Here is a 21621-nt window from a genome sequence, read left to right on the forward strand (position 1 = left end):
GTCTTCGCTGCAACATAAACATAAAATGTTGCACTTATATTGACAATCTATCATATAAAAAATTAAATTTCGAGTAAATGAATTAACTAAATAGAAAATCACTTACTTAAAAAGTAAAAAGAAATTATAGACTCCAAGACATAATAAAAGCAAATTTCTAATAAATTTTATGGACAAGAAATTATTCTAAAGCGTGAATAAAAAATATACTCTTTAAATAATATGTAATATAGGATTGTACTAATAAGGAGGAACCCAATATGGTGTTGATGGTAGTTAGTAAAAAGAAATTAAAAAAGATATTAATTTTTATATTGATATTGGCATTTATAATAGGTGGCATAGCGTACATATTAAAAAATAGAACACAAGATACTATGAATTTGTTGGATTTGGCCCAAAATAATCAGCCTTATACTATGGGTACGCTTAAAAACAGTGGTCACGTTGCAATTACTTGCAACGTAGACTTAGGCTGGGAAGATGAATATATAGAAAAGATTTTAGAAGTATTAGATAAAGAAAATGTTAAAATAACTTTTGCAGTAACAGGTAAATGGGCACAAAAAAACGAAGATATGATACTCAAAATGCAAAAAAAAGGCCATGAAATTTCAAATCATGGATACCAGCATATAAACTATGATACATTATCTTATGATGAAAATTTTAATGAAATAAAAAAAGCACAAGATATTATTGACGATGTATCAAATACTAAGAGTAAATTCTTTCAAGCACCGTCTGGAGCGTTTTGTGACAATACGGTAAAAGCAGCTAATGATTTAGGATATATATGCTATAAATGGGATGTCGATACTATAGATTGGATGGACAAGGATAACCCAGATAAAATAATAGAACGAATTAAAAAGAAAGACATAAAAGATGGAAGTATAGTTTTGATGCATCCTACAAAGGCTACAACAATGTGTTTAGATGATATTATATCAATTATAAGAATAAAGGGGTATATCCCTGGCAAATTAAGTGATGTATTTGAGTAGAATAATTTTCACTTGTATAAATTAAACGTGTACACTATAATAAATACATATATAATTTTCAATATTTAAACAATTGGAGGACAGTATGTATAAATGTCAGACATTAAAAAACGGACTTACTATAATTGGGGAAGAAATACCTTACTTAAAGTCAATTTCATTAGGTGTTTGGGTAAAAGCTGGTTCTATCATGGAGACAAAAGAAAATAGTGGAGTATCTCATTTTATAGAGCATATGCTATTTAAGGGAACTACAAATAGAACTTCAAAAGAATTAGCGAGAGAGATAGATAATTTAGGTGGAGTAATAAATGCTTTTACAAGTAAAGAATGTACTTGTTTTTATGTTAAATTACTAGATGAGCATATAAATATAGGAATAGATGTACTTAGCGATATGATACTTAATTCTCGCTTTGATGAACGAGATATTAAAAAAGAAAAATCAGTAATATTAGAAGAATTAAAGATGTATGAAGATTCTCCTGATGACTTGGTATATGATTTATTACTTGAAAATATTTATAAAGACCATAGTCTTGGTATGAATATTTTAGGTGATAGACAGTCTTTAAAAAACTTAAAAAGAGAAAGTATTTTAGATTACTACAATGAATATTATGTGCCAAACAATTCTATAATATCTATTTGTGGTAATTTTAAATTTGAGGAAATAGTTAAACAAATAGAAGAAAAATTCAAAACTTGGCAACCAAAATCAGTAGATACAAGCACTACAAAGCCAAACTTTAATCCTTGTATTGTTAAAAAGAACAAGGATATAGAACAAGTAAACTTAGCAATTAATTTAGATGCTATACCTATGACAAATAATAGGGAAGTTTATGCTTTATCTGTTGTAAATAATGTATTTGGAGGAAGCATAAGCTCTAGATTATTCCAAAAGATAAGAGAAGAAAAAGGCTTAGCTTATTCTATATATTCATCACAAACTTTATATGAAGATTGCGGTGAGTTAGGGATATTTGCTAGTACTAGTACTGAAAATATACAAGAAGTGTATAAATCTATATTAGAAGAAATAGAACTAATTAGAAATGAATATATTTCGCCACAAGAAATACATGAAAGTAAAGAACAACTAAAGGGAAGCTATATGTTAGATCTTGAAAGTACTAGTAGCAGAATGATGTCAAATGGGAAAAATCTGCTTATGAGAAATAAAGTAGATGACGAACAAGATATTATAGATTATATTAACGCAGTAGAATACGACGATGTAGTTAAAATAATCAAAAAAGTATTTAATACAGAAAATATGGGTGTTTGCATAGTAGGTAAAGATGTAGAAAACATAAATTTATAAATCTTGACAATATTAAATTTGAAATGAATAATTTCTTATATTGGAGGGATATTTATGTATTTATCTGAAATAGCAGGTAAAGAAATTGTAAATTTAATCACAGGAGAGAGATTAGGGGTAGTCGGCGAATGTGATATTATAATAGATGAGGCTACAGGAAATATACTAGCCTTATCTATACCTAGAGAAAGAGGGTTTTTAGGTCTTAGAAAAGACAAAGAAGTATTGGAAGTTCCGTGGAGAAATGTAAGAAAAATTGGAAATGATATGATAATAATAGAATATGAAGGAATATATTAGGAGGATATTATGGAGGTTTTAGTACAAAAGTTTGGTGGTACATCAGTAGCATCATACGAAAAGATGAAAGAAGTATGTAAAATAATAGAAGCACATAAAGAAAAATATAAAAATATAGCAGTTGTTGTTTCAGCTATGGGGAGAAAAGGGGCTCCATATGCTACAGATACACTTATAAGCATGTGTACTAATATAAATGATAGACCTACAAAAAGAGAGCTTGATATGATAATGTCATGTGGAGAAATTATATCAGGTACAATACTTGCAACTATGCTAGATTCAATGGGAATACCAGCTACATTTTTAACTGGGACTCAAGCAGGTATAATAACTACAAAAGCATTTTCAAATGCTAAAATAAAAAAAATAAATCCTAAAAAAATTCAAAGAGAATTAGCTGATGGAAAAGTTGTAATTATAGCAGGATTCCAAGGAGGAACTGAAGATGGTGAAATAACTACACTAGGCAGAGGCGGTTCTGATACATCAGCAGTTGCTATAGGAAAGGCATTAGGCAGTGATTTAGTACAAATTTATACAGATGTAGATGGTATAATGACGGCAGATCCAAGAATTGAGCCAGATGCTAAAGTATTAAAATATGTAGATTATGATGAAGTATTTCAAATGGCAGAAAAGGGAGCAAAAGTTATACATCCAAGAGCAGTAGAACTTGCTAAAAATGCAGATATAATACTGCAAATAAAAAACACTTATAATCCAAATTATGAGGGGACAAAAATAGGTCCAGCAAATGTGCTAAAAGATGTATATGAAGACAGCTCAAAAGTTAAATTTATGAGTGCTGTTGCTCATAAAGATAAGATAGCACAAGTTAAAGTTATAGCTACAGAAGATATATTTTCTAGAATATTAAATGAAATGGAAGATAGACATATAAATATGGATATGATAAATTTCTTTACTGAAAAGAAAGCTTTTGCACTTGATGTAAGCAATCTTGAAGAAGTTGAAAATATATTAAAACAATACGATGTAGAATATGAAATAAAACCTGACTGTGCTAAAGTAACATTAATAGGAAATAAAGTGACCGAGACACCAGGGGTTATAGCAAAAATAATGAGAGCTTTAAATGCTGAAAATGTAACATTACTCCAATCTTCAGATTCATACAACTCATTGTCTTGTCTTGTAGATGAAAAAGATATGGTGACAACAGTGCATGTTATACACAATGCATTTTCTGTTTAATAAAATACATAATGATATATCGATAATAGGCTTACCTTATATTAGGTAAGCTTATTTTTATTCTAATAAATATACAAAGTTGTTGGCGCCATGAGCGAAGCGAATTTTAAGCAACATGCGAAGTTGTTGGCGTCATGAACGGAGTGAATTTTCTATAATAAAATATTCTATTTTGGGCAAAATATTTCTGTATAATAGTTGACAAATTGCTATATAAACTTAATTTTTTATAATAACTTTTGTCTAATATATTTATAAAATATAAGGGGTGAAAATATGCCAAAAAACGAAAATACTCAAAATCCGTACATAAATTTATGCGATTGGAATTTTTCAGATGCAAATGATATTAATTTATGTAACTTAGGTGTTGATGACGACCAAGACAACAATCTAGATAACCTAGAAGGAAAGGTACAAAATCCAAATACTATAGATAATCCAAAAGAAAACCCAGATCAAAAGCCAAAAGAAGGCCACGGAAATTTAATAGGTAGCTCTAATAAAAATATTACAGAATACGATTTGAAAAGTGAAGCTAAAATACCACAAAATAACGATAATGATGATGAAGACGAAGAAGACAATAAACAAAAACAAGTTGTCCAAAATATAAAAGAACTTGGGACAACACAAGTACCGACAAAAGAAAATAAAGAAATTCAATGCATTACGATTATCGGTGAAATAGAAGGCCACTTTATGGGGAATCCTCAAAAGAAAGCGACTAAATATGAACATATCATACCAATGCTTTACTCAATAGAAGAAGACCCAGAAATAAAAGGGATATTAGTAATACTAAATACTGTTGGAGGAGATGTTGAAGCTGGTCTTGCTATGGCTGAGCTTTTACACAGCATATCTAAAAAAGTAGTAACACTAGTACTAGGTGGAAGTCACTCAATTGGAGTTCCGCTTGCAACAGCGGGTGATTATTCATTTATCGCACCTAGTGCAACTATGATAGTCCATCCAGTAAGAACAAATGGACTAGTAATAGGAGTAAATGAAACATTTGAGTATTTCAAAAAAATGCAGGAAAGAATAAACGAATTTATAATTAGAACATCAGACATATCAAAAGAAGAGTTGACTAAGCTTATGTATACAAAAGATGAACTTGTAAGTGATGTGGGTAGTGTTCTAATAGGTAAAGAAGCAGTAGACTGTGGACTTATAGATGAAGTCGGAGGTCTTAAAGAATCTCTTACAAAACTTAAAGAATTAATAAAGGAAAATAACAATTAAACAAACAAATTGAATCTCCTGTGTTTAAATACTATAATTTATGATATAATATTAAAATACAAATAAAGTGTTAGTGTTTATGCATTAACACTTTTTGCTGTGAATATAGAATTTTTACAGTATTAATATCCTTAAAATAAGAGGTGAGATTGGTGGCAAAGAAGAAGCAGGGTAAATTTTCGAAAAAGAAAACAACAAATATTAATATTGGATCAGAGTATAGTAATTTAATAACAATATTTATAGGTATCTTTTTATTATACAGTTTAAACTCAAGCTCTATGGGGCTTATAGGAAGTATAACTCAAGAAGTATTTAAAGGATTGTTTGGTGCTTTGGCGATGTTAATACCTATACTTATTATTTTAACAGGGATTTTAGGATTCTTTGACAATAATGAATATATATTCAGGCTGAGAAAAAGTAAGGTATACTACATAGCAATAATATTTATATTTATTTTTTATGGTCTTTTTAATTCAAATCTTATACCGGTTGATAATCCACTAAGACCAGAGATGATAAGTTCAATTATGAGAGTTGGTGTTGAAGATGGAGGAATTGGTCTTATAACATCTATAATTGCCTACTTTATCAAAGAGATATTTGGAATTACTGGTGGCTGGTTAATAAGTTTATTTGCATTATTTTTAAGCATTATATTTGTATTTAATATATCAATTAAAGACATTATATTGAGTGTAAAAAATAAATCAACTGTTGCTAAAGATGAAAATTTAACTTTCAAAGATATGCTTAATAATTTAAAAAATTCAGCATTAGATATGATAACAGATGAAGTCGACGATACTACAATAGTTGATGAAAAGACAGGATTCTTTAAAAAGTTAGCAAATAAGAAAAATCACAAAGATGACCAAAATGAAGATAATCTATCAGAAAATGAAAACACAGTTTCTCAAGATTATGATGACGAAAGAACAGTAAAAATAGTAGGATTTAATCAAGCAGAAGACGACGTACTAGAAATATTAGAAGGAACACAGACTATGGAGCCTGTGGATAGTGGTTTAAAAGAATTAAATGACCTTATGAAAAGAGAGTCTAATAAAGAATATGATTTAGAAAGTACTAATAATTACGATAAATCTGTATTTGATACAAAATCTACTTCAAATAAGACAAGTGATTTAGAACAACTTCATTTTAATTTACAGACAGATTCTAAAAAAGGAGATGTTTCAAATATAACATCTAAATATAAAAAACCTTCAATAAAATGTCTTAAAAATTATAATATAGGAAAAAATGGATATAAAGAGCAAAATAAAAGTGCAGCAGTAAAAGAAACGCTTAAAAACTTTAATATCGAGATAGATAGTTGTCTTGCTACTTTTGGACCTACTATAACTAGATATGAGGTCTCTCCAAAACCAGGAACAAAAGTAAGTAAAATCGTAAATCTATCTGATGACTTAGCTCTTAGCTTAGCTGCTAGAAGCATAAGAATAGAAGCTCCAGTTCCAGGAAAATCTGTAATAGGAATAGAAGTTCCAAACGACAAGCCTCAAGTAGTAGGACTTAAAGAAGTTATAACTAGTGAAGAATTTTTAAATAATCCATCTAGCTTGGCTGTAGGGCTTGGTAAAGAAATAAGTGGAAAACCGCTTATAGCAGATTTAGCAAAAATGCCTCACTTACTAGTGGCAGGGGCGACAGGCTCTGGTAAGAGTGTTTGCATAAATACAATAATAACATCTCTACTATATAAATCATCACCAGAAGAAGTAAAACTTCTTTTAATAGATCCAAAAGTAGTAGAGCTTGCACATTATAATGGAATACCTCATTTATTGTCACCAGTAGTTACAGACCCTAAAAAAGCATCAAATGCTTTAAACTGGGCAGTTAATGAAATGAACAAAAGATATCAATTATTCGCAGAAAATGGAGTAAAAGATATCACAGGTTATAACAAAAAATGTGAAGATAAAATGTACAAAATAGTTATAATCATAGACGAGTTAGCCGACTTAATGATGGCTTGTGGTAACGAAGTCGAAGATTATATATGTAGACTTGCACAGATGGCAAGAGCGGCTGGTATGCATTTAATTATAGCTACACAAAGACCTTCTGTAGATGTAATCACAGGTATAATAAAAGCAAATATACCTTCAAGAATAGCATTTGCAGTTTCTTCACAAACAGACTCTAGAACAATTCTAGATATGGGTGGAGCAGAAAAATTACTTGGAAAAGGTGATATGCTTTATTATCCTTTAGGTGCAGCAAAACCAGTTAGAATACAAGGGGCGTTTATATCTGAGGAAGAATCAGAAAAAGTAATAGACGAAATAAAATCTCAAGAACAAGAGGAAGTAAAATACGAAGAAGAAATAATAGAGACAATATCTAGACCTGTTGCTGTAAAAGACAACGATGTAGATGAGTTTTTAGAAGAAGCTATAGATTTTGTAGTTTCAAACAACCAAGGTTCGGCATCAATGCTTCAAAGAAAATTCAAAATAGGATTTAATAGAGCGGCAAGACTTATAGATTCTATGGAAGAAAGAGGTATAGTTGGACCGAGTGAAGGAAGTAAACCTCGTAAAGTTTTAATAACAAAAGAGGAATTAGAAAATTTAAAAAGAGAAAGTTAAATAAGGAGCAAGTAATTTATGTTAAAAATAGCATTAGAATCTCTAGGATGTTCGAAAAACCTAGTGGATGCAGAAATAATGATGGGTATATTAAATGAGAAAGGATATAAGCTAACAGGTAGTTTTGAAGATGCGGATGTAATACTAGTAAACACTTGTGGTTTTATAGAATCAGCTAAACAAGAATCAATCCAAACTATACTTGAATTTGCACAACTTAAAGAAACAGGAAATCTAAAATTATTAATAGTTACAGGATGCCTAGCTCAAAGATATGCAGACGAATTAAAAGAAGAAATACCAGAAATAGATGCTATAGTAGGTACAGGTAGTTATCAAAATATAGATGAAATATTAGCAGAACTTAGCGAAAAACATCAAATAGTAAGTTTAAATAATATAGAATTTGCATATGATGAAAACTTACCAAGATATGTATCAACTCCAAGTCATATGGCTTACTTAAAAATAGGTGAAGGATGTGACAATAAATGTACTTACTGTATAATACCTAAATTAAGAGGAAAATACAGAAGTAGAAAGATGGAAGATGTAATAGCAGAAGCTAAAAAACTTGCAGAAAATGGAGTTAAAGAATTAGTAGTAATAGCACAAGATACTACTAAATACGGATTAGATTTATACGGAGAAGAAAGATTAGCAGATCTTTTAGAAGAATTAGCTCAAATAGACGGATTAAAATGGATCAGAGTTATGTATTCTTATCCAGAATCAATAACAGAAGACTTAGTAAAAGTAATCAAAAAATACGATAATATATGTAACTACTTTGATATGCCTATACAACATGCAAGCAACAGAGTATTAAAATTAATGAACAGAAAAACAACTAAAGAAGATATATTATCTAAAATAAATATGATAAGAAGTCATATACCAGATGCTACTTTAAGAACTAGTATAATAGTAGGTTTCCCTGGTGAAACAGAACAAGACTTTGATGAGCTTTCAGAATTTATACAAGAAGCTCAATTTGATAAATTAGGAGTATTCACTTACTCAAGAGAAGAAGATACTCCAGCTGATAAACTTCCAAATCATCATGATGAAGAGACAAAAGTTGAAAGACAAGAAAGATTAATGATGATTCAACAAGGAATATCAGAAGAAAAGAATAATAATAAAGTAGGGAACAAATATGAAGTATTAGTTGAAGAACAAATAGAAGACAACGTGTATGTAGGTAGAACTATATACGATGCAGAAGAAATAGATGCAGTAGTATATGTTAAATCTATAAGAAATCTTCAAGTAGGGGAATTTGTAAATGTAATCATAACTGATGTTTTAGAGTATGATCTAATGGGGGTAATAGAAGATGAATTTACCAAATAAGCTGACATTGCTTAGAATATGCCTTATACCAGTATTTGTGATAGTTATGTTATCACAAATGAATAATTTCTTTTTAATATCATGCATAATATTTATATTAGCATCTATAACTGACTTCTTAGATGGAAGAATAGCTAGAAAACACAATCTAGTTACTGATTTTGGGAAGTTTATGGATCCATTAGCAGACAAATTATTAGTTTTATCTGCGTTAATATGCATGATAGAATATAATTTAGTTGCTGGTTGGATGGTAATAATAATTGTTGCAAGAGAACTTACGGTAAGTATTTTAAGAGCAATTGCTGCTGATAATGGAAAAGTAATAGCTGCAAGTGGTGGAGGAAAAATTAAAACTACAAGCCAAATGATAGCTATAATACTATTATTAATAGGAGCTAATTACTCAAATGAAACTATAGTATTTATTGGAACAATAGCTATGTATATTGCTACAATATTTACACTTTATTCAGGAATAGACTACTTATACAAAAATAAAGAGTTATTTATGAATAGCAAATAAAAGTAATTTAAAGAGTTGTTTACTGTGTATTATTAATATACAAAGTAACAACTCTTTTTTTAATTCTAAGGAAATTATAATCATTTACAAATTGTGAATAAGTATAATTTCTGTATATGTGTTTTAAAAAAATCTATATTTTTCAATATATTTATGATAAAGATTTTTTAAAAAGGCTATAAAGGAGTTTTACAAACTGTGAAAAATATTTTATATAGATAAAATTATAAAATTAAAGGTATAAGATTTTAAAGATTTGTTTATAAAATAAATATAAAATGAAAATATATAAGATAAAGGGTATAAAATAATTAGTTAATCACATTGACGGAAAAACCTTTATAAGTTATAATTAATATACAAGCGAACAAATGTTTGTTTTTATAAATTAGTATATGGAGGAATAAATAATTATGACTATAGAAAAAGAAAAATTAGACGCGTTAAATCACGTCTTAGGAAAAATAGAAAAAGACTTTGGAAAAGGATCAATAATGAGATTAGGTGAGGCTTCATCTATGGTAGTAGACTCTATATCAACAGGTTCAATAGGACTTGATATAGCAGTAGGTATAGGTGGACTTCCAAGAGGTAGAATAGTTGAAATATACGGACCAGAATCTTCAGGTAAGACAACTGTAGCACTTCATACAGTTGCAGAAGCTCAAAGAAATGGCGGAATAGCAGCATTCATAGATGCTGAGCATGCTCTAGACCCTGTTTATGCAAGAGCATTAGGTGTAGATGTTGACAACCTTATAATATCTCAACCAGATACTGGTGAACAGGCTCTAGAAATAACAGAAGCATTAATAAGAAGTGGTGCGATAGACATAATCGTAATAGACTCAGTTGCTGCATTAGTTCCAAAAGCAGAAATCGAAGGAGATATGGGTGATTCTCACGTAGGTTTACAAGCGAGACTTATGTCACAAGCTCTTAGAAAATTAACTGGTTCAATCAAAAAATCAAATTGTGTTGCAATATTCATAAACCAACTTAGAGAAAAAGTAGGTATAATGTTCGGAAACCCAGAGACAACAACAGGTGGACGTGCACTTAAGTTCTACTCTTCAGTTAGATTAGACGTAAGAAAAATAGACACAATAAAACAAGGAGACAAAATTCTAGGAAGTAGAACTAGAGTAAAAGTAGTAAAAAATAAAGTTGCACCACCATTTAAACAAGCTGAATTCGACATAATGTATGGAGAAGGTATATCTAAAATAGGTGATTTATTAGATATAGCTGCTAATGTAGATATAGTTAAAAAATCTGGTTCTTGGTACAACTATCAAGATATAAAACTAGGACAAGGTAGAGAAAATGTTAAGAAATTCCTAGCTGACAATATGGATTTAACAAATGAAATAGAAGAAAAAGTTAGAAAATACTACAAACTAGGTGCAGAATATAGAAATCTAGAAGAAGATGAGTTAGATGAAAACATGCAAGATTCAAATGATGTTACAGGTGAATAATAATTCTTATAAACCTCCTATTAACTTGACATGCGCTAGAAAAAATTATAAAATTAAATGAGGTAAAGTATTCTAATTTAATATAATTTTTTGTTGTCAATTAGTAAATATTATTAATAAGTTTTATTTTAATTGACAAATAAGTTATCTAATTTATTAGATAACTTAAAGAGCAGTATTCCAAGATTATAAATGTAATACTTATCATATTAAAAAATGTTAGCTTTTTATCTTAAAAGTAGATTGTTAACCTAAATAAATGTGAAAATAAGGAGTAATATTGAATTTTGGGATTAAATAACAAAGGAGGTGGATGTCATAATAGCAACAGCAATTATAGCAGCAGTAGTTGGTTTGGCTATAGGAATTGTAGCTGGATATTTTACAAGAAAAAATATATCAGAAGCAAAGATTGGCGAAGCAGATAGCTTAGCTAAGAATATAATAGATCAAGCAAACAAAGATGCAGAAACAATCAAAAAAGAAAAACTTTTAGAAGCAAAAGAAGAAATTCATAAATTTAGAAATGATGCTGAAAAAGAAAATAGAGAAAGAAGAAATGAATTACAAAAATATGAAAGAAGAGTAATTCAAAAAGAAGAATCTCTAGATAGAAAACAACAAAGTATGGAAAACAAAGAATCTAATTTAAATCAAAAGTTAAGAGCAGTAGATGAAAAACAAAAAGAAGTCGAAGCTATAAAAGTAAAACAACTTGAAAAATTAGAGGATATATCAGGTATTACAAGTGAAAAAGCAAAAGATATAATACTAAGTAATGCTGAAAAAGAAGTAAGACATGAAATGTCTATAATGATTAAAGAAATTGAAACTCAAGCAAAAGAAGATGCAGAGAAAAAATCGAGAGAGATAATTGGGTATGCAATTCAAAAATGTGCAGCAGACCATGTTGCAGAAACTACAGTAACAGTAGTTAATCTACCAAATGATGAAATGAAGGGTAGAATAATAGGTAGAGAAGGTAGAAATATTAGAACTTTAGAAACTCTAACAGGAATTGATTTAATAATAGATGATACTCCTGAAGCTGTAATATTATCTGGTTTCGACCCTATTAGAAGGGAAATTGCTAGAATAGCATTAGAAAAACTTATATCAGATGGAAGAATCCATCCTGCAAGAATAGAAGAAATGGTTGAAAAAGCTAAGAAAGAAGTGGACAACATCATAAAAGAATATGGTGAACAAGCTATATTCGAAACTGGTGTTCATAGTCTACATCCAGAATTAGTTAAACTATTAGGTAGACTTAACTATAGAACAAGTTATGGACAAAATGTTTTAAAACACTCTATAGAAGTTGCTCATATAGCTGGTATTATGGCAGCCGAAATAGGTGCTGATATTAAATTGGCGAAAAGAGCTGGTTTACTTCACGATATAGGTAAAGCAGTTGACCACGAAATGGAAGGTACACATGTTGAAATAGGTATGGATTTACTTAGAAGATACAAAGAATCTAAAGATGTTATCCATGCAATGAGTACTCACCATGGAGACTATGAACCTCAAACTGTTGAAGCCGTATTAGTTACTGCAGCAGATGCGATATCTGCAGCAAGACCAGGTGCTAGAAGAGAAACTCTAGAAGCCTACATTAAGAGATTAGAAAAACTTGAAGAAATTGCAAATTCATACGAAGGCGTAGATAAATCATTTGCAATTCAAGCAGGTAGAGAAATCAGAATAATGGTTAAACCAGAAAAAATAAATGATGAAGAAATACATCTATTAGCTAGAGATATAACTAAGAAGATCGAGGAAGAACTTGAGTATCCAGGTCAAATAAAAGTTAGTATAATAAGAGAAACAAGAGCTGTAGAGTATGCAAAATAATGATTAAAATAGCCTCTCTTGAATTATTTCAAGAGAGGTTTTTTGTATAGAAATGTATTTATGGTAAATTATATATTTAAATGATATAATTTAAATATATATAAAATCTCTATCATAAAGCTATTAAAATCTACAGTTAATTTTACAATAAGAAAGAGAGGGGGCTTGCTATGAGTCAGTTTATAAGAATTAACTCTCAATTAGATGCATTAAGAATGAAAGAATTTGAAAAGAAATTTTATGAGAAGTTATCTGACAATGTAAAAATAGTACCAAAAGTAACGCCTTTTAAAGGAATAAATACAGATTTGATGTATATTAAAGATAATAAAATATTATTTATTAAATTTATGGATACTTCAGAAGAGATATTTTCTATATTAGATGAAGAATTAATTGAAGTGATGAATGAAGAATTTAATTTACTTAGATTGAAAATGGCCCAACATCACAGCAATATTTCATATAACTTTATTTATGTAATGCCATATGTAGAAATAGAAGATAAATATGAATTTGAAGAATTTGTAGATAATAATATTATAGACAAGACAAAATTAAACCAAATTATTGAAAATGAAATATATGTAGATAATTACTTAAAAGATAGAAATAATGAGATAGAGTTAAATATGTATATCTTAGATATATGCCCAGAATACTATACTTTAAATAATGAGATGTATATAAATAAAGATTTTAAAAAGATTACATTTGTAAATGACGATTATGAATACAGTGCAAATATGTTAGAAACAAATCAACTTATTAATGCATTGTCAATTGACTATGGAAATAATATATTTAAAGGTGGTTGTGGAACAGGGAAAACGACTATTTTATTGTCTAGAGCAATTAAGTTGGCGCGTGTATATCCACAACATAGATTTGCTATATTCGTATCTTCAAAAAAATTATACAATCAATTAAAAGAAGAGATAGATATTTTGTATAAAGAAAACTCTAATTTAGAGGTTCATACTTTAGCAACATTTTTATTTAAACTAGCTAAGAAATTTGACTTAATAGCTGATTATAGACTATTTAAACAAGACTATGAAAAATACCTTAATAATTTGATTAAACAAGCTAGAAATGTAATAAAAAATAAAAATATGTTTAAAGGTGTATTCATAGATGAGGCTGAAAACTTTAAACATGAAGAAATTGAATTTATTTCAGAATTTTTATATAAAACAAAAAATATATTTGATGTATATTATTGTGATGCTTTAAATATAACTAATGATTTAAATATATTTAAAAATAAACAAGATATAAAACCAGATAAGATGGTTTATTTAGATATAAATTATAGGCAAAGTAAAAGTTTAGTTGATTTTGTAAATAAATTTTGTCAAAACTCTAATAGCTATATAAGAGATTTAAGACCTCTTATAAATCATGATATATATTCACTAACTAAACCAATTCACAAAAAGGGACAAGATCCTGAGATAATAAAAGTAACTGACTTAGAAGAACAAATAGAATCTATTTTATGGGAGATTGATTATCTTACTAATAAAAAAGGATTAGATTACACAGATATAGCTATAGTATATCCATATAATAAGAAAAAATTAAAGAATGGAAAAACGATTTATTTCCAATACATTCTAAGAAAAGCTTTAGAAGAAGCTAAAATACCTTATATGATTGCTGAAGATGAGATAACAAAAATAACAAAAAAAGTAGGTATAACAATTTCGAATATATATGGAATAAGAAATTTAGAATATAAAGCAGTGATTTTCTGTGAATTAGAAATGCTATACAATCAAACAATTAGTGATACAAAGCAAGATTATCAGATAAATGATTTTGTAGGAGATTTAAATAAAATATATTTAGCTCTAAATGTTCCTACAGAGTACTTAAAAATTATAACTACATTTAATGAAGATTCAAGCGAAATAATAAAAATTCTAATAAAGTCTAGACAGTAAATAATTTAATTATAAGAAATAACTTATAAAAATCGCTTTAATCATGAAAATGATAAAGTGATTTTTTAGTTAAAGAATAAACTTGATATTGGGAAGGATAAAAGATATGGATGAATCAAAAATACTTACAAAGCAAGAATTAAAGTTATACGATGAATTTTCAACAAATTTCACTCCTAAAACAAAAAGGGACTATTTATTGAAAATAATATATTTTAAAAAGTATTTAGAAGGACAATACTTATTAGAAGTAGATAAAGATGATTGTTGTAAATTTATAGAACATATAAAAGAAAAATACGCAAAATCGACGACAGAAAAGATATATAGTTATTTACATAGTTTTTACTCATTTTTATATAGAAACAAATACATGGAGATAAACCCATTTAATTATGTTCAAAAACCTATGGTAACAAGAGAAAAAGGAAAAGACGACGTATTAAGCATTCAAGAAATAAATAAACTTATAGATTCTTTATATAAATTAAATGCGAGAGATAGACTTATAATGGTATTTTTAACTACGACAGGTTGCATGTTAAATGAGCTAGTAGAAGTTAAATGGAAAGATCTAATTGTAGACGATAAAGATAATTACTATATAAGACTTGGTAAAGGTAAAAAAGAAAGAGTAGTAAAACTACACCCTTATTGTTTTAAACTTATAGAAGATTATAGATATCATTCAGGACTAAGCGAAATAATACTACCTACTGATGAATATATATTCACAACACAAAAGAGTAATTCTATAACAGATAGAAACGTGAGAATAATAGTAAAAAAAGCATTTGACTTAGCGGGACTTAAAAATTATTCTGCAAAAGATTTAAGACACTCTTATGCTGCAATAAGTTTAATGTTAGGAGCAGATAAAGAAGATATCCAAAAACAACTTGGTTGGAGCGATAAATACTATGCTATAAGATATAAAAATGTAATCGATTTTGTAGATAGTGAGAGTATAGATTATATAATGCAAAAGGAAAATATGAATATAAATAAAAAATAATAATAATGCCGTTAAAAGATAATACTAATACTAAAACATCATAATATTTTTAGATATGAAAATATAATAAATTAGAACAAATTTAAAAAAAGTATTGTTATAGTTCGCTAAATTATATATAATTATGATGTTAAAAAGAAATGAATTAAGGACGGTGCACAAATATGGATAATAAATATAGTACATATTCTAACCCTCTTACTGAAAGATATTGCAGTAAAGATATGAGTTATATATTCTCTCCACAATTTAAGTTCTCAACTTGGAGAAAATTATGGGTAGCTCTTGCAGAAGGTGAAAAAGAACTAGGAATAAATATAACAGATGAGCAAATAGCAGAATTAAAAGCTCATATAGATGATATAAACTTTGATGATGCGAAAAGAATCGAAAGAGAAGTAAGACATGATGTTATGAGTCATGTTCAAGCTTATGGTCTTCAATGTCCAAAAGCAAAAGGTATAATACATTTAGGTGCTACTTCAGCTTATGTTGGAGATAATACAGATGTAATACAAATGGATGAAGCTTTAAAATTAATAAGAGTTAAATTAGTAAACTTAATAAACAACTTAAAACAATTTGCTCTTAAAAATAAAGATATACCGACTTTAGGATTTACTCACTTCCAAGCAGCTCAGCTTACAACAGTTGGAAAAAGAGCAACTTTATGGGCGCAAGACTTAATAATAGACTTAGAAGACTTAAACTACAGATTAGCTAACATGAAACTTAGAGGAGTTAAAGGAACTACTGGTACTCAAGCTAGTTTCGTAGCTTTATTTGAAGGTGACAGTGCAAAAATAAAACAATTAGACAAAATAGTATGCAACAAAATGGGATTTGAATCTTCTTATGCTGTAAGTGGACAAACTTATACAAGAAAATTAGACTCTCAAGTTTTAAATGTACTAGCAGGTATAGCTCAAAGTATGCATAAAATGACTAACGATATAAGATTACTTCAACATCTTAAAGAATTAGAAGAGCCATTTGAAAAGAAACAAATAGGTTCATCAGCTATGGCATATAAGAGAAATCCAATGAGAAGTGAGAGAATATCATCACTTTCAAAATTTATAATAGCTGAATCTATTTCTCCAGCTATGGTAGAAGCTACTCAATGGTTAGAAAGAAGTTTAGATGACTCTGCTAACAAAAGACTTTCTATACCACAAGCATTTATGGCAGCTGATGCTATACTTGAAATAGGTATAAATGTAACTGATGGATTAGTAGTTTATGAAAGCATGATAAATAAACACATAAACGAAGAACTACCATTTATGGCAACTGAAAATATATTAATGGAAGCTGTAAAAAGAGGTGGAGATAGACAAGAGCTACACGAAGAGATAAGAGAATTATCTATGAAAGCAGCTTACAGAGTTAAACACGAAGGTTTAAACAATAACTTAATAGACTTAATACTAGAATCTGACAAATTCGACATGTTAAAAAGAGAAGAAATATCAGATATACTAGACCCTATGAAATTCGTAGGTAGAGCTCCAGAGCAAGTTGTAGAATTTGTAGAAGAATACTTAAACCCAGCAATAGAGCCATTTAAAGAATTTATAGGTGGTTTAGACGTAGACTTAAAAGTTTAATTTTAAAAATAAACATTATAAAATATATTAAAAAGGCTCCTAGAAATAAGATATATTTCTGGGAGTTTTATTTATGAGATAAATCAAAAAATATAATAAAATTAAAAATATTAATAAAATATATCCAAAAAATATTGTACTGAAAATAACTTTAGTGTAAAATATACACAGAAAACAAAATAACAGCAATCTGAGGTGATCAAATGAAATGTATAGTGACAGATACAATAAGCTTTTTATCAAACACATTTCCAAAAATTTATTCTAGTTTATACTTAAACTATTTAAAACAATATTCTGGATTATATGATGTAAACAAAACTCAATTAAGAGCATTAGTATTCATGAGAAATTATGGCGAAATAAGTATGACAGAATTATGTGCTAAGTTAAACATAGAAAAGGGTAGTTTAACTAGTATGATAGATGATTTAAGTAAAAAGGGATATGTTTATAGGGAGAAAAATCTTAAAGACAGAAGAAAATACATGATAGTTATAACTGAAGAAGGTAAGCAAATAGCTGCTGACTTTACAGAAAAACTAAGCAATGATTTAGAAGAAAAATTCTTTAAATTAAATACTGAGGATAGAGAGAAATATCTAGATGCTATAGAGACTCTAGAGACTTTATTAAATAAAAGTGAATTAAACTAATAACTTAAAGGGGATATGATAACGTATCCCCTTTAATATTTTTAACTAAGTTTTATTGACTAAGCATTTGCCATAGCAGTTTTATAAGCTTTTAATCCCTCTGCTAACAATTTACCTGCGACTTTAAGATCTTCTTCTTTTAATATGTAAGCAAGTCTTACTTCGTCACGTCCAAGGCCATGAGTAGCGTAAAAACCTTCAGCTGGAGTGGCCATTACAGTTGCATTATCCATACGGAAATCAGTCAACATCCATTTTACAAAATCCTCAGCATTATCAACTGGAAGTTTAGCAACTATATAAAAAGCACCCATAGGTTTTTTACATATAACGCCATCAGCTTTCATAAGTTCGTTATACAATGTATCTCTTCTCTTACAATATTCTTCATTTACTTGTTTTAGATAAGAAGCTGGAGTTTCATTGAATAAAGCAGCAGCACCTAATTGTTCTAGAGTAGCTATACAAAGTCTACCTTGGCATAATTTCATGATTTCACCTATTAATTCAGCGTTTTTACAAGCTATAGAACCTATTCTAGCACCACAAGCGCTATATCTTTTAGATACGGAATCAATTATTACACATCTATCTTCTATTTCTTTTACATTACCAAAACTAGTATAGTCAAGACCTTCATATATAAATTCTCTGTAAACTTCATCAGCAACAATCCATAAATCATGTTCTTTTGCTATTTCAGCTAACATATAAACCTCATCCTTAGTATAAACACATCCAGTTGGATTTCCAGGATTAGAGACTAATATACCTTTAGTTTTTTCATCTATTAAAGCTACTATTTTTTCTTTTGGAGGAAGGTGGAACCCATCTTCAGCTTTAGTAGTTATAGGTTTAACTTCCATATTAATAGATTGACCAAATCCATTGTAGTTAGTGTAGAAAGGTTCAGGTATTAAAATATTATCCCCAGGGTCACATATAGCCATAAATGTGAATAATAAAGCCTCACTACCACCATTAGTTACTAAGAAATCATCTTTAGAAAAATGCATATCATAAGTTTCATAGTATTTTTGTAAAGCATTTATTAATTCAGGGAGACCTTGAGAGCCAGCATATTCAAGAACGGGTTCATTGAAGTTTTTAACGGCTTTAAAGAAACATTCTGGAGTTTTTATATCAGGCTGTCCGATATTTAAATGATAAACTTTAACACCGTCTGATTTCGCTTGAGCAGCGAATGGTGCAAGTTTTCTGATTGGAGAAGCTTGCATAGATTTTAATCTTTTAGAAAATTTCATAGAAGAATACCCCCTTTTATATTTAAAAATAAAATTAGATTTATATATGTTAACCTATTAATATATTAGCATAAATTGGTAAAAAAATCATAAATTATCTGATATAAAAAAATATATTGAATTTCAAAAATAATATAAAAATAAATATAGACGATACTTTTTTATATTATTTTTGTGATTAAATATAAAATATGTAAGATTTAAAACGAATATTTATATTTAAATGAATAATAAATAAATTATTCTTAAAACAAAAGTAAAGGCTTAAAAATATATTGTGAAATTTATTTTAAAATATATAGTTAAAAACCTTTAATATAGATATAATAAAGAAGAGAAAATAAACAAAAGGAGAAAATAATGAAATTTATATCATGGAATGTCAACGGAATAAGAGCTTGTGTGACAAAAGGATTTTTAGACTTTTTTAAGGAAATAGATGCAGATATATTTTGCTTACAAGAAACAAAACTTCAAGAAGGGCAAATAAATTTAGAGTTAGATGGATACCATCAGTATTGGAATTACGCTGAGAAAAAAGGGTATTCAGGAACTGCTATATTCACAAAACAAAAACCGCTTTCTGTAAATTATGGAATACAAATAGAAGAGCACGACAAAGAAGGAAGAGTAATAACACTAGAATTCGAAAATTTCTATTTTGTAACAGTATATACTCCAAATTCACAAACTGAATTAAAGAGATTAGACTACAGAATGAAATGGGAAGATGATTTTAGAAACTACCTACTTAACTTAAATTCTAAAAAAGGCGTAGTAGTTTGTGGAGATTTAAATGTAGCACATAAAGAAATAGATTTAAAAAATCCAAAGACAAATAGAAAAAATGCAGGATTTACAGATGAAGAGAGAAATAAATTTACTGAGCTTTTAGATAGTGGATTTATAGATACATATAGATATTTTAATCCAGATAAAGAAGGAATATATTCATGGTGGTCTTATAGATTTAAAGCTAGAGAAAAAAATGCTGGATGGAGAATAGATTACTTCTGTACTTCAAAAGATCTAGAAGAGAATTTAGTCAGTGCATATATACATACAGAGATATTAGGCTCAGACCATTGTCCAATAGAATTAATAGTAAAAGACTTAAAATAGATTTATTATAGAAGTAAAAAGAAGCTGTTTTATTAGTAAATATAGACTAATATAATAGCTTCTTTTTACTTCAAATACTTACGTATTTTTGTTATTTTTTGTATTAAGTAGATATTTATTTTTTCTCCCCATATTATAAGCTGCATTGATTACTTTTTTCTCTTCCTTTGTAAGTTCTCTTTTTAACATATTTTTAAATTCACCAAATAATTTATCATAATCTATCTTTAATTTCTGCTTTTGCTTTTGTTTTTCTTTTTTTGAAAGATTATAAGTATAAGTTTCTGGCTTTATATTTTTATTATTTATTTTTTGAAAAACAAGTGATGTATAATATGCATCATTTAAAGCGTTGTGATACTTTTTGTCTTGTTCTAATTCTAATATTGAAATAGCATTTTGTAATCCAATACATTTTCCTACAGGATTATTAAAAAAGCTAGAAGCATGTTGTTGAATATTGATATACATTGTTGGAAGATTATCTAAAGGTATATTGTAAAAAAGTATATTTCTATGAAGTTCTTTTAAATCATTTGTTCCCCAAGTACCGAATATAGCATTTTTAGAACCTATAAATTGTAAAAAGTCTTTATATACATCTTTAAAAGAAGGTGCATTTTTTAAATCACTATTTGTTATCCCAGTCATTTTTTTTACAAAAGGATGTATATCCTTATAAATTTCAGACTTGATATAACTTGAAAAAGTATCTAATATATTTAAATTAGAATCTAATTTAATCGCACCAATTTGTATTATTTCAAATGGACATTTAGCATTTGAAACAGTTTTATTATTAACCCTATCAAAACCCTGGTTAAATTCTAAATCAAAAATTATATAGTTCATAATAATTTCTCTCCTAAAATCTGTATAGTTGTATAATATATTTATGTCGCATATTTCAAAATTTTAAAATCTTGAATAAGTGAATTTATTAGCCTCAAAATTGGATTTTACATATATTTAATTATAGCATTAAATCGATAAAAAATATGCTTTTACTATTAATATATGAGAAAATTAATTTTTGTTATCATAATGAAATAATGAT

Annotated in this window: 17 protein-coding genes; 15 read left to right on the plus strand and 2 right to left on the minus strand. The window is 28.1% G+C overall.

Features of this window, described 5'->3' with window-relative positions; translation table 11 throughout:
• The first annotated feature begins 260 nt into the window (after positions 1-260).
• From RDX53_RS07595 to RDX53_RS07660, 14 genes are all read left to right on the plus strand, one after another.
• Positions 261-1007 (plus strand): polysaccharide deacetylase family protein, encoded by a 747-nt coding sequence (locus RDX53_RS07595; RefSeq protein ID WP_195931266.1) that lies wholly within the window; start codon positions 261-263, stop codon positions 1005-1007.
• 85 nt (positions 1008-1092) lie between these two features.
• Positions 1093-2334 (plus strand): pitrilysin family protein, encoded by a 1242-nt coding sequence (locus tag RDX53_RS07600; RefSeq protein WP_195931267.1) that lies wholly within the window; start codon positions 1093-1095, stop codon positions 2332-2334.
• A 54-nt stretch (positions 2335-2388) separates the two neighbouring features.
• Positions 2389-2634, plus strand: coding sequence for a YlmC/YmxH family sporulation protein (locus RDX53_RS07605; protein WP_195931268.1), 246 nt, complete (start codon positions 2389-2391; stop codon positions 2632-2634).
• Between the two features lie 9 nt (positions 2635-2643).
• Positions 2644-3852 (plus strand): aspartate kinase, encoded by a 1209-nt coding sequence (gene dapG, locus RDX53_RS07610; protein WP_195931269.1) that lies wholly within the window; start codon positions 2644-2646, stop codon positions 3850-3852.
• A 276-nt stretch (positions 3853-4128) separates the two neighbouring features.
• Positions 4129-5103 carry an ATP-dependent Clp protease proteolytic subunit gene (locus RDX53_RS07615; RefSeq protein ID WP_330593237.1) on the plus strand — a complete coding sequence of 325 codons (975 nt, stop codon included), beginning with the start codon at positions 4129-4131 and terminating at the stop codon, positions 5101-5103.
• A gap of 149 nt (positions 5104-5252) precedes the next feature.
• Entirely contained in the window at positions 5253-7727 is a 2475-nt protein-coding gene (locus tag RDX53_RS07620; RefSeq protein WP_295574427.1) for a DNA translocase FtsK, read from the plus strand.
• Positions 7728-7745: 18 nt separating this feature from the next.
• A complete protein-coding gene (rimO, locus tag RDX53_RS07625; RefSeq protein ID WP_307993914.1) occupies positions 7746-9083 on the plus strand; it encodes a 30S ribosomal protein S12 methylthiotransferase RimO in 1338 nt (445 codons plus the stop codon).
• Positions 9067-9609, plus strand: a complete 543-nt coding sequence (pgsA, locus tag RDX53_RS07630; protein WP_195931272.1) for a CDP-diacylglycerol--glycerol-3-phosphate 3-phosphatidyltransferase — start codon at positions 9067-9069, stop codon at positions 9607-9609. Before rimO ends, pgsA begins: the two co-directional genes overlap by 17 nt.
• 413 nt (positions 9610-10022) lie before the next feature.
• The gene (gene recA, locus RDX53_RS07635) at positions 10023-11090 is read left to right on the plus strand and encodes a recombinase RecA (RefSeq protein WP_195931463.1); all 1068 of its coding nucleotides are present in this window, start codon (positions 10023-10025) and stop codon (positions 11088-11090) included.
• Positions 11091-11399: 309 nt separating this feature from the next.
• Complete coding sequence (gene rny / locus RDX53_RS07640) at positions 11400-12947, plus strand: ribonuclease Y (protein WP_195931462.1); 1548 nt, start codon at positions 11400-11402, stop codon at positions 12945-12947.
• Positions 12948-13117: 170 nt separating this feature from the next.
• Positions 13118-14896 carry a DEAD/DEAH box helicase family protein gene (locus RDX53_RS07645; protein ID WP_195931461.1) on the plus strand — a complete coding sequence of 593 codons (1779 nt, stop codon included), beginning with the start codon at positions 13118-13120 and terminating at the stop codon, positions 14894-14896.
• A 106-nt stretch (positions 14897-15002) separates the two neighbouring features.
• The gene (locus RDX53_RS07650; protein WP_295675656.1) at positions 15003-15911 is read left to right on the plus strand and encodes a tyrosine-type recombinase/integrase; all 909 of its coding nucleotides are present in this window, start codon (positions 15003-15005) and stop codon (positions 15909-15911) included.
• Positions 15912-16075: 164 nt separating this feature from the next.
• Positions 16076-17521, plus strand: a complete 1446-nt coding sequence (gene purB, locus RDX53_RS07655; protein ID WP_195931459.1) for an adenylosuccinate lyase — start codon at positions 16076-16078, stop codon at positions 17519-17521.
• Between the two features lie 203 nt (positions 17522-17724).
• Positions 17725-18177, plus strand: coding sequence for a MarR family winged helix-turn-helix transcriptional regulator (locus RDX53_RS07660; protein ID WP_195931889.1), 453 nt, complete (start codon positions 17725-17727; stop codon positions 18175-18177).
• A 59-nt stretch (positions 18178-18236) separates the two neighbouring features.
• Here the strand turns inward: RDX53_RS07660 and RDX53_RS07665 are convergent, their stop codons facing one another.
• Positions 18237-19442: a pyridoxal phosphate-dependent aminotransferase gene (locus RDX53_RS07665; protein WP_295677819.1), complete on the minus strand. Its 1206-nt coding sequence runs from the start codon at positions 19440-19442 to the stop codon at positions 18237-18239.
• A gap of 360 nt (positions 19443-19802) precedes the next feature.
• On the opposite strand from RDX53_RS07665, the gene RDX53_RS07670 reads away from it, so the two are divergent.
• Positions 19803-20564, plus strand: a complete 762-nt coding sequence (locus RDX53_RS07670) for an exodeoxyribonuclease III (protein WP_195931887.1) — start codon at positions 19803-19805, stop codon at positions 20562-20564.
• Between the two features lie 78 nt (positions 20565-20642).
• Here RDX53_RS07670 and RDX53_RS07675 read toward each other — a convergent pair whose 3' ends face one another.
• The gene (locus RDX53_RS07675; protein ID WP_295677818.1) at positions 20643-21416 is read right to left on the minus strand and encodes a 3'-5' exonuclease; all 774 of its coding nucleotides are present in this window, start codon (positions 21414-21416) and stop codon (positions 20643-20645) included.
• Positions 21417-21621 lie beyond the last annotated feature (205 nt).

It is taken from the genome of uncultured Intestinibacter sp., from assembly GCF_902468165.1.
Classification (GTDB): Bacteria; Bacillota; Clostridia; order Peptostreptococcales; family Peptostreptococcaceae; genus Intestinibacter.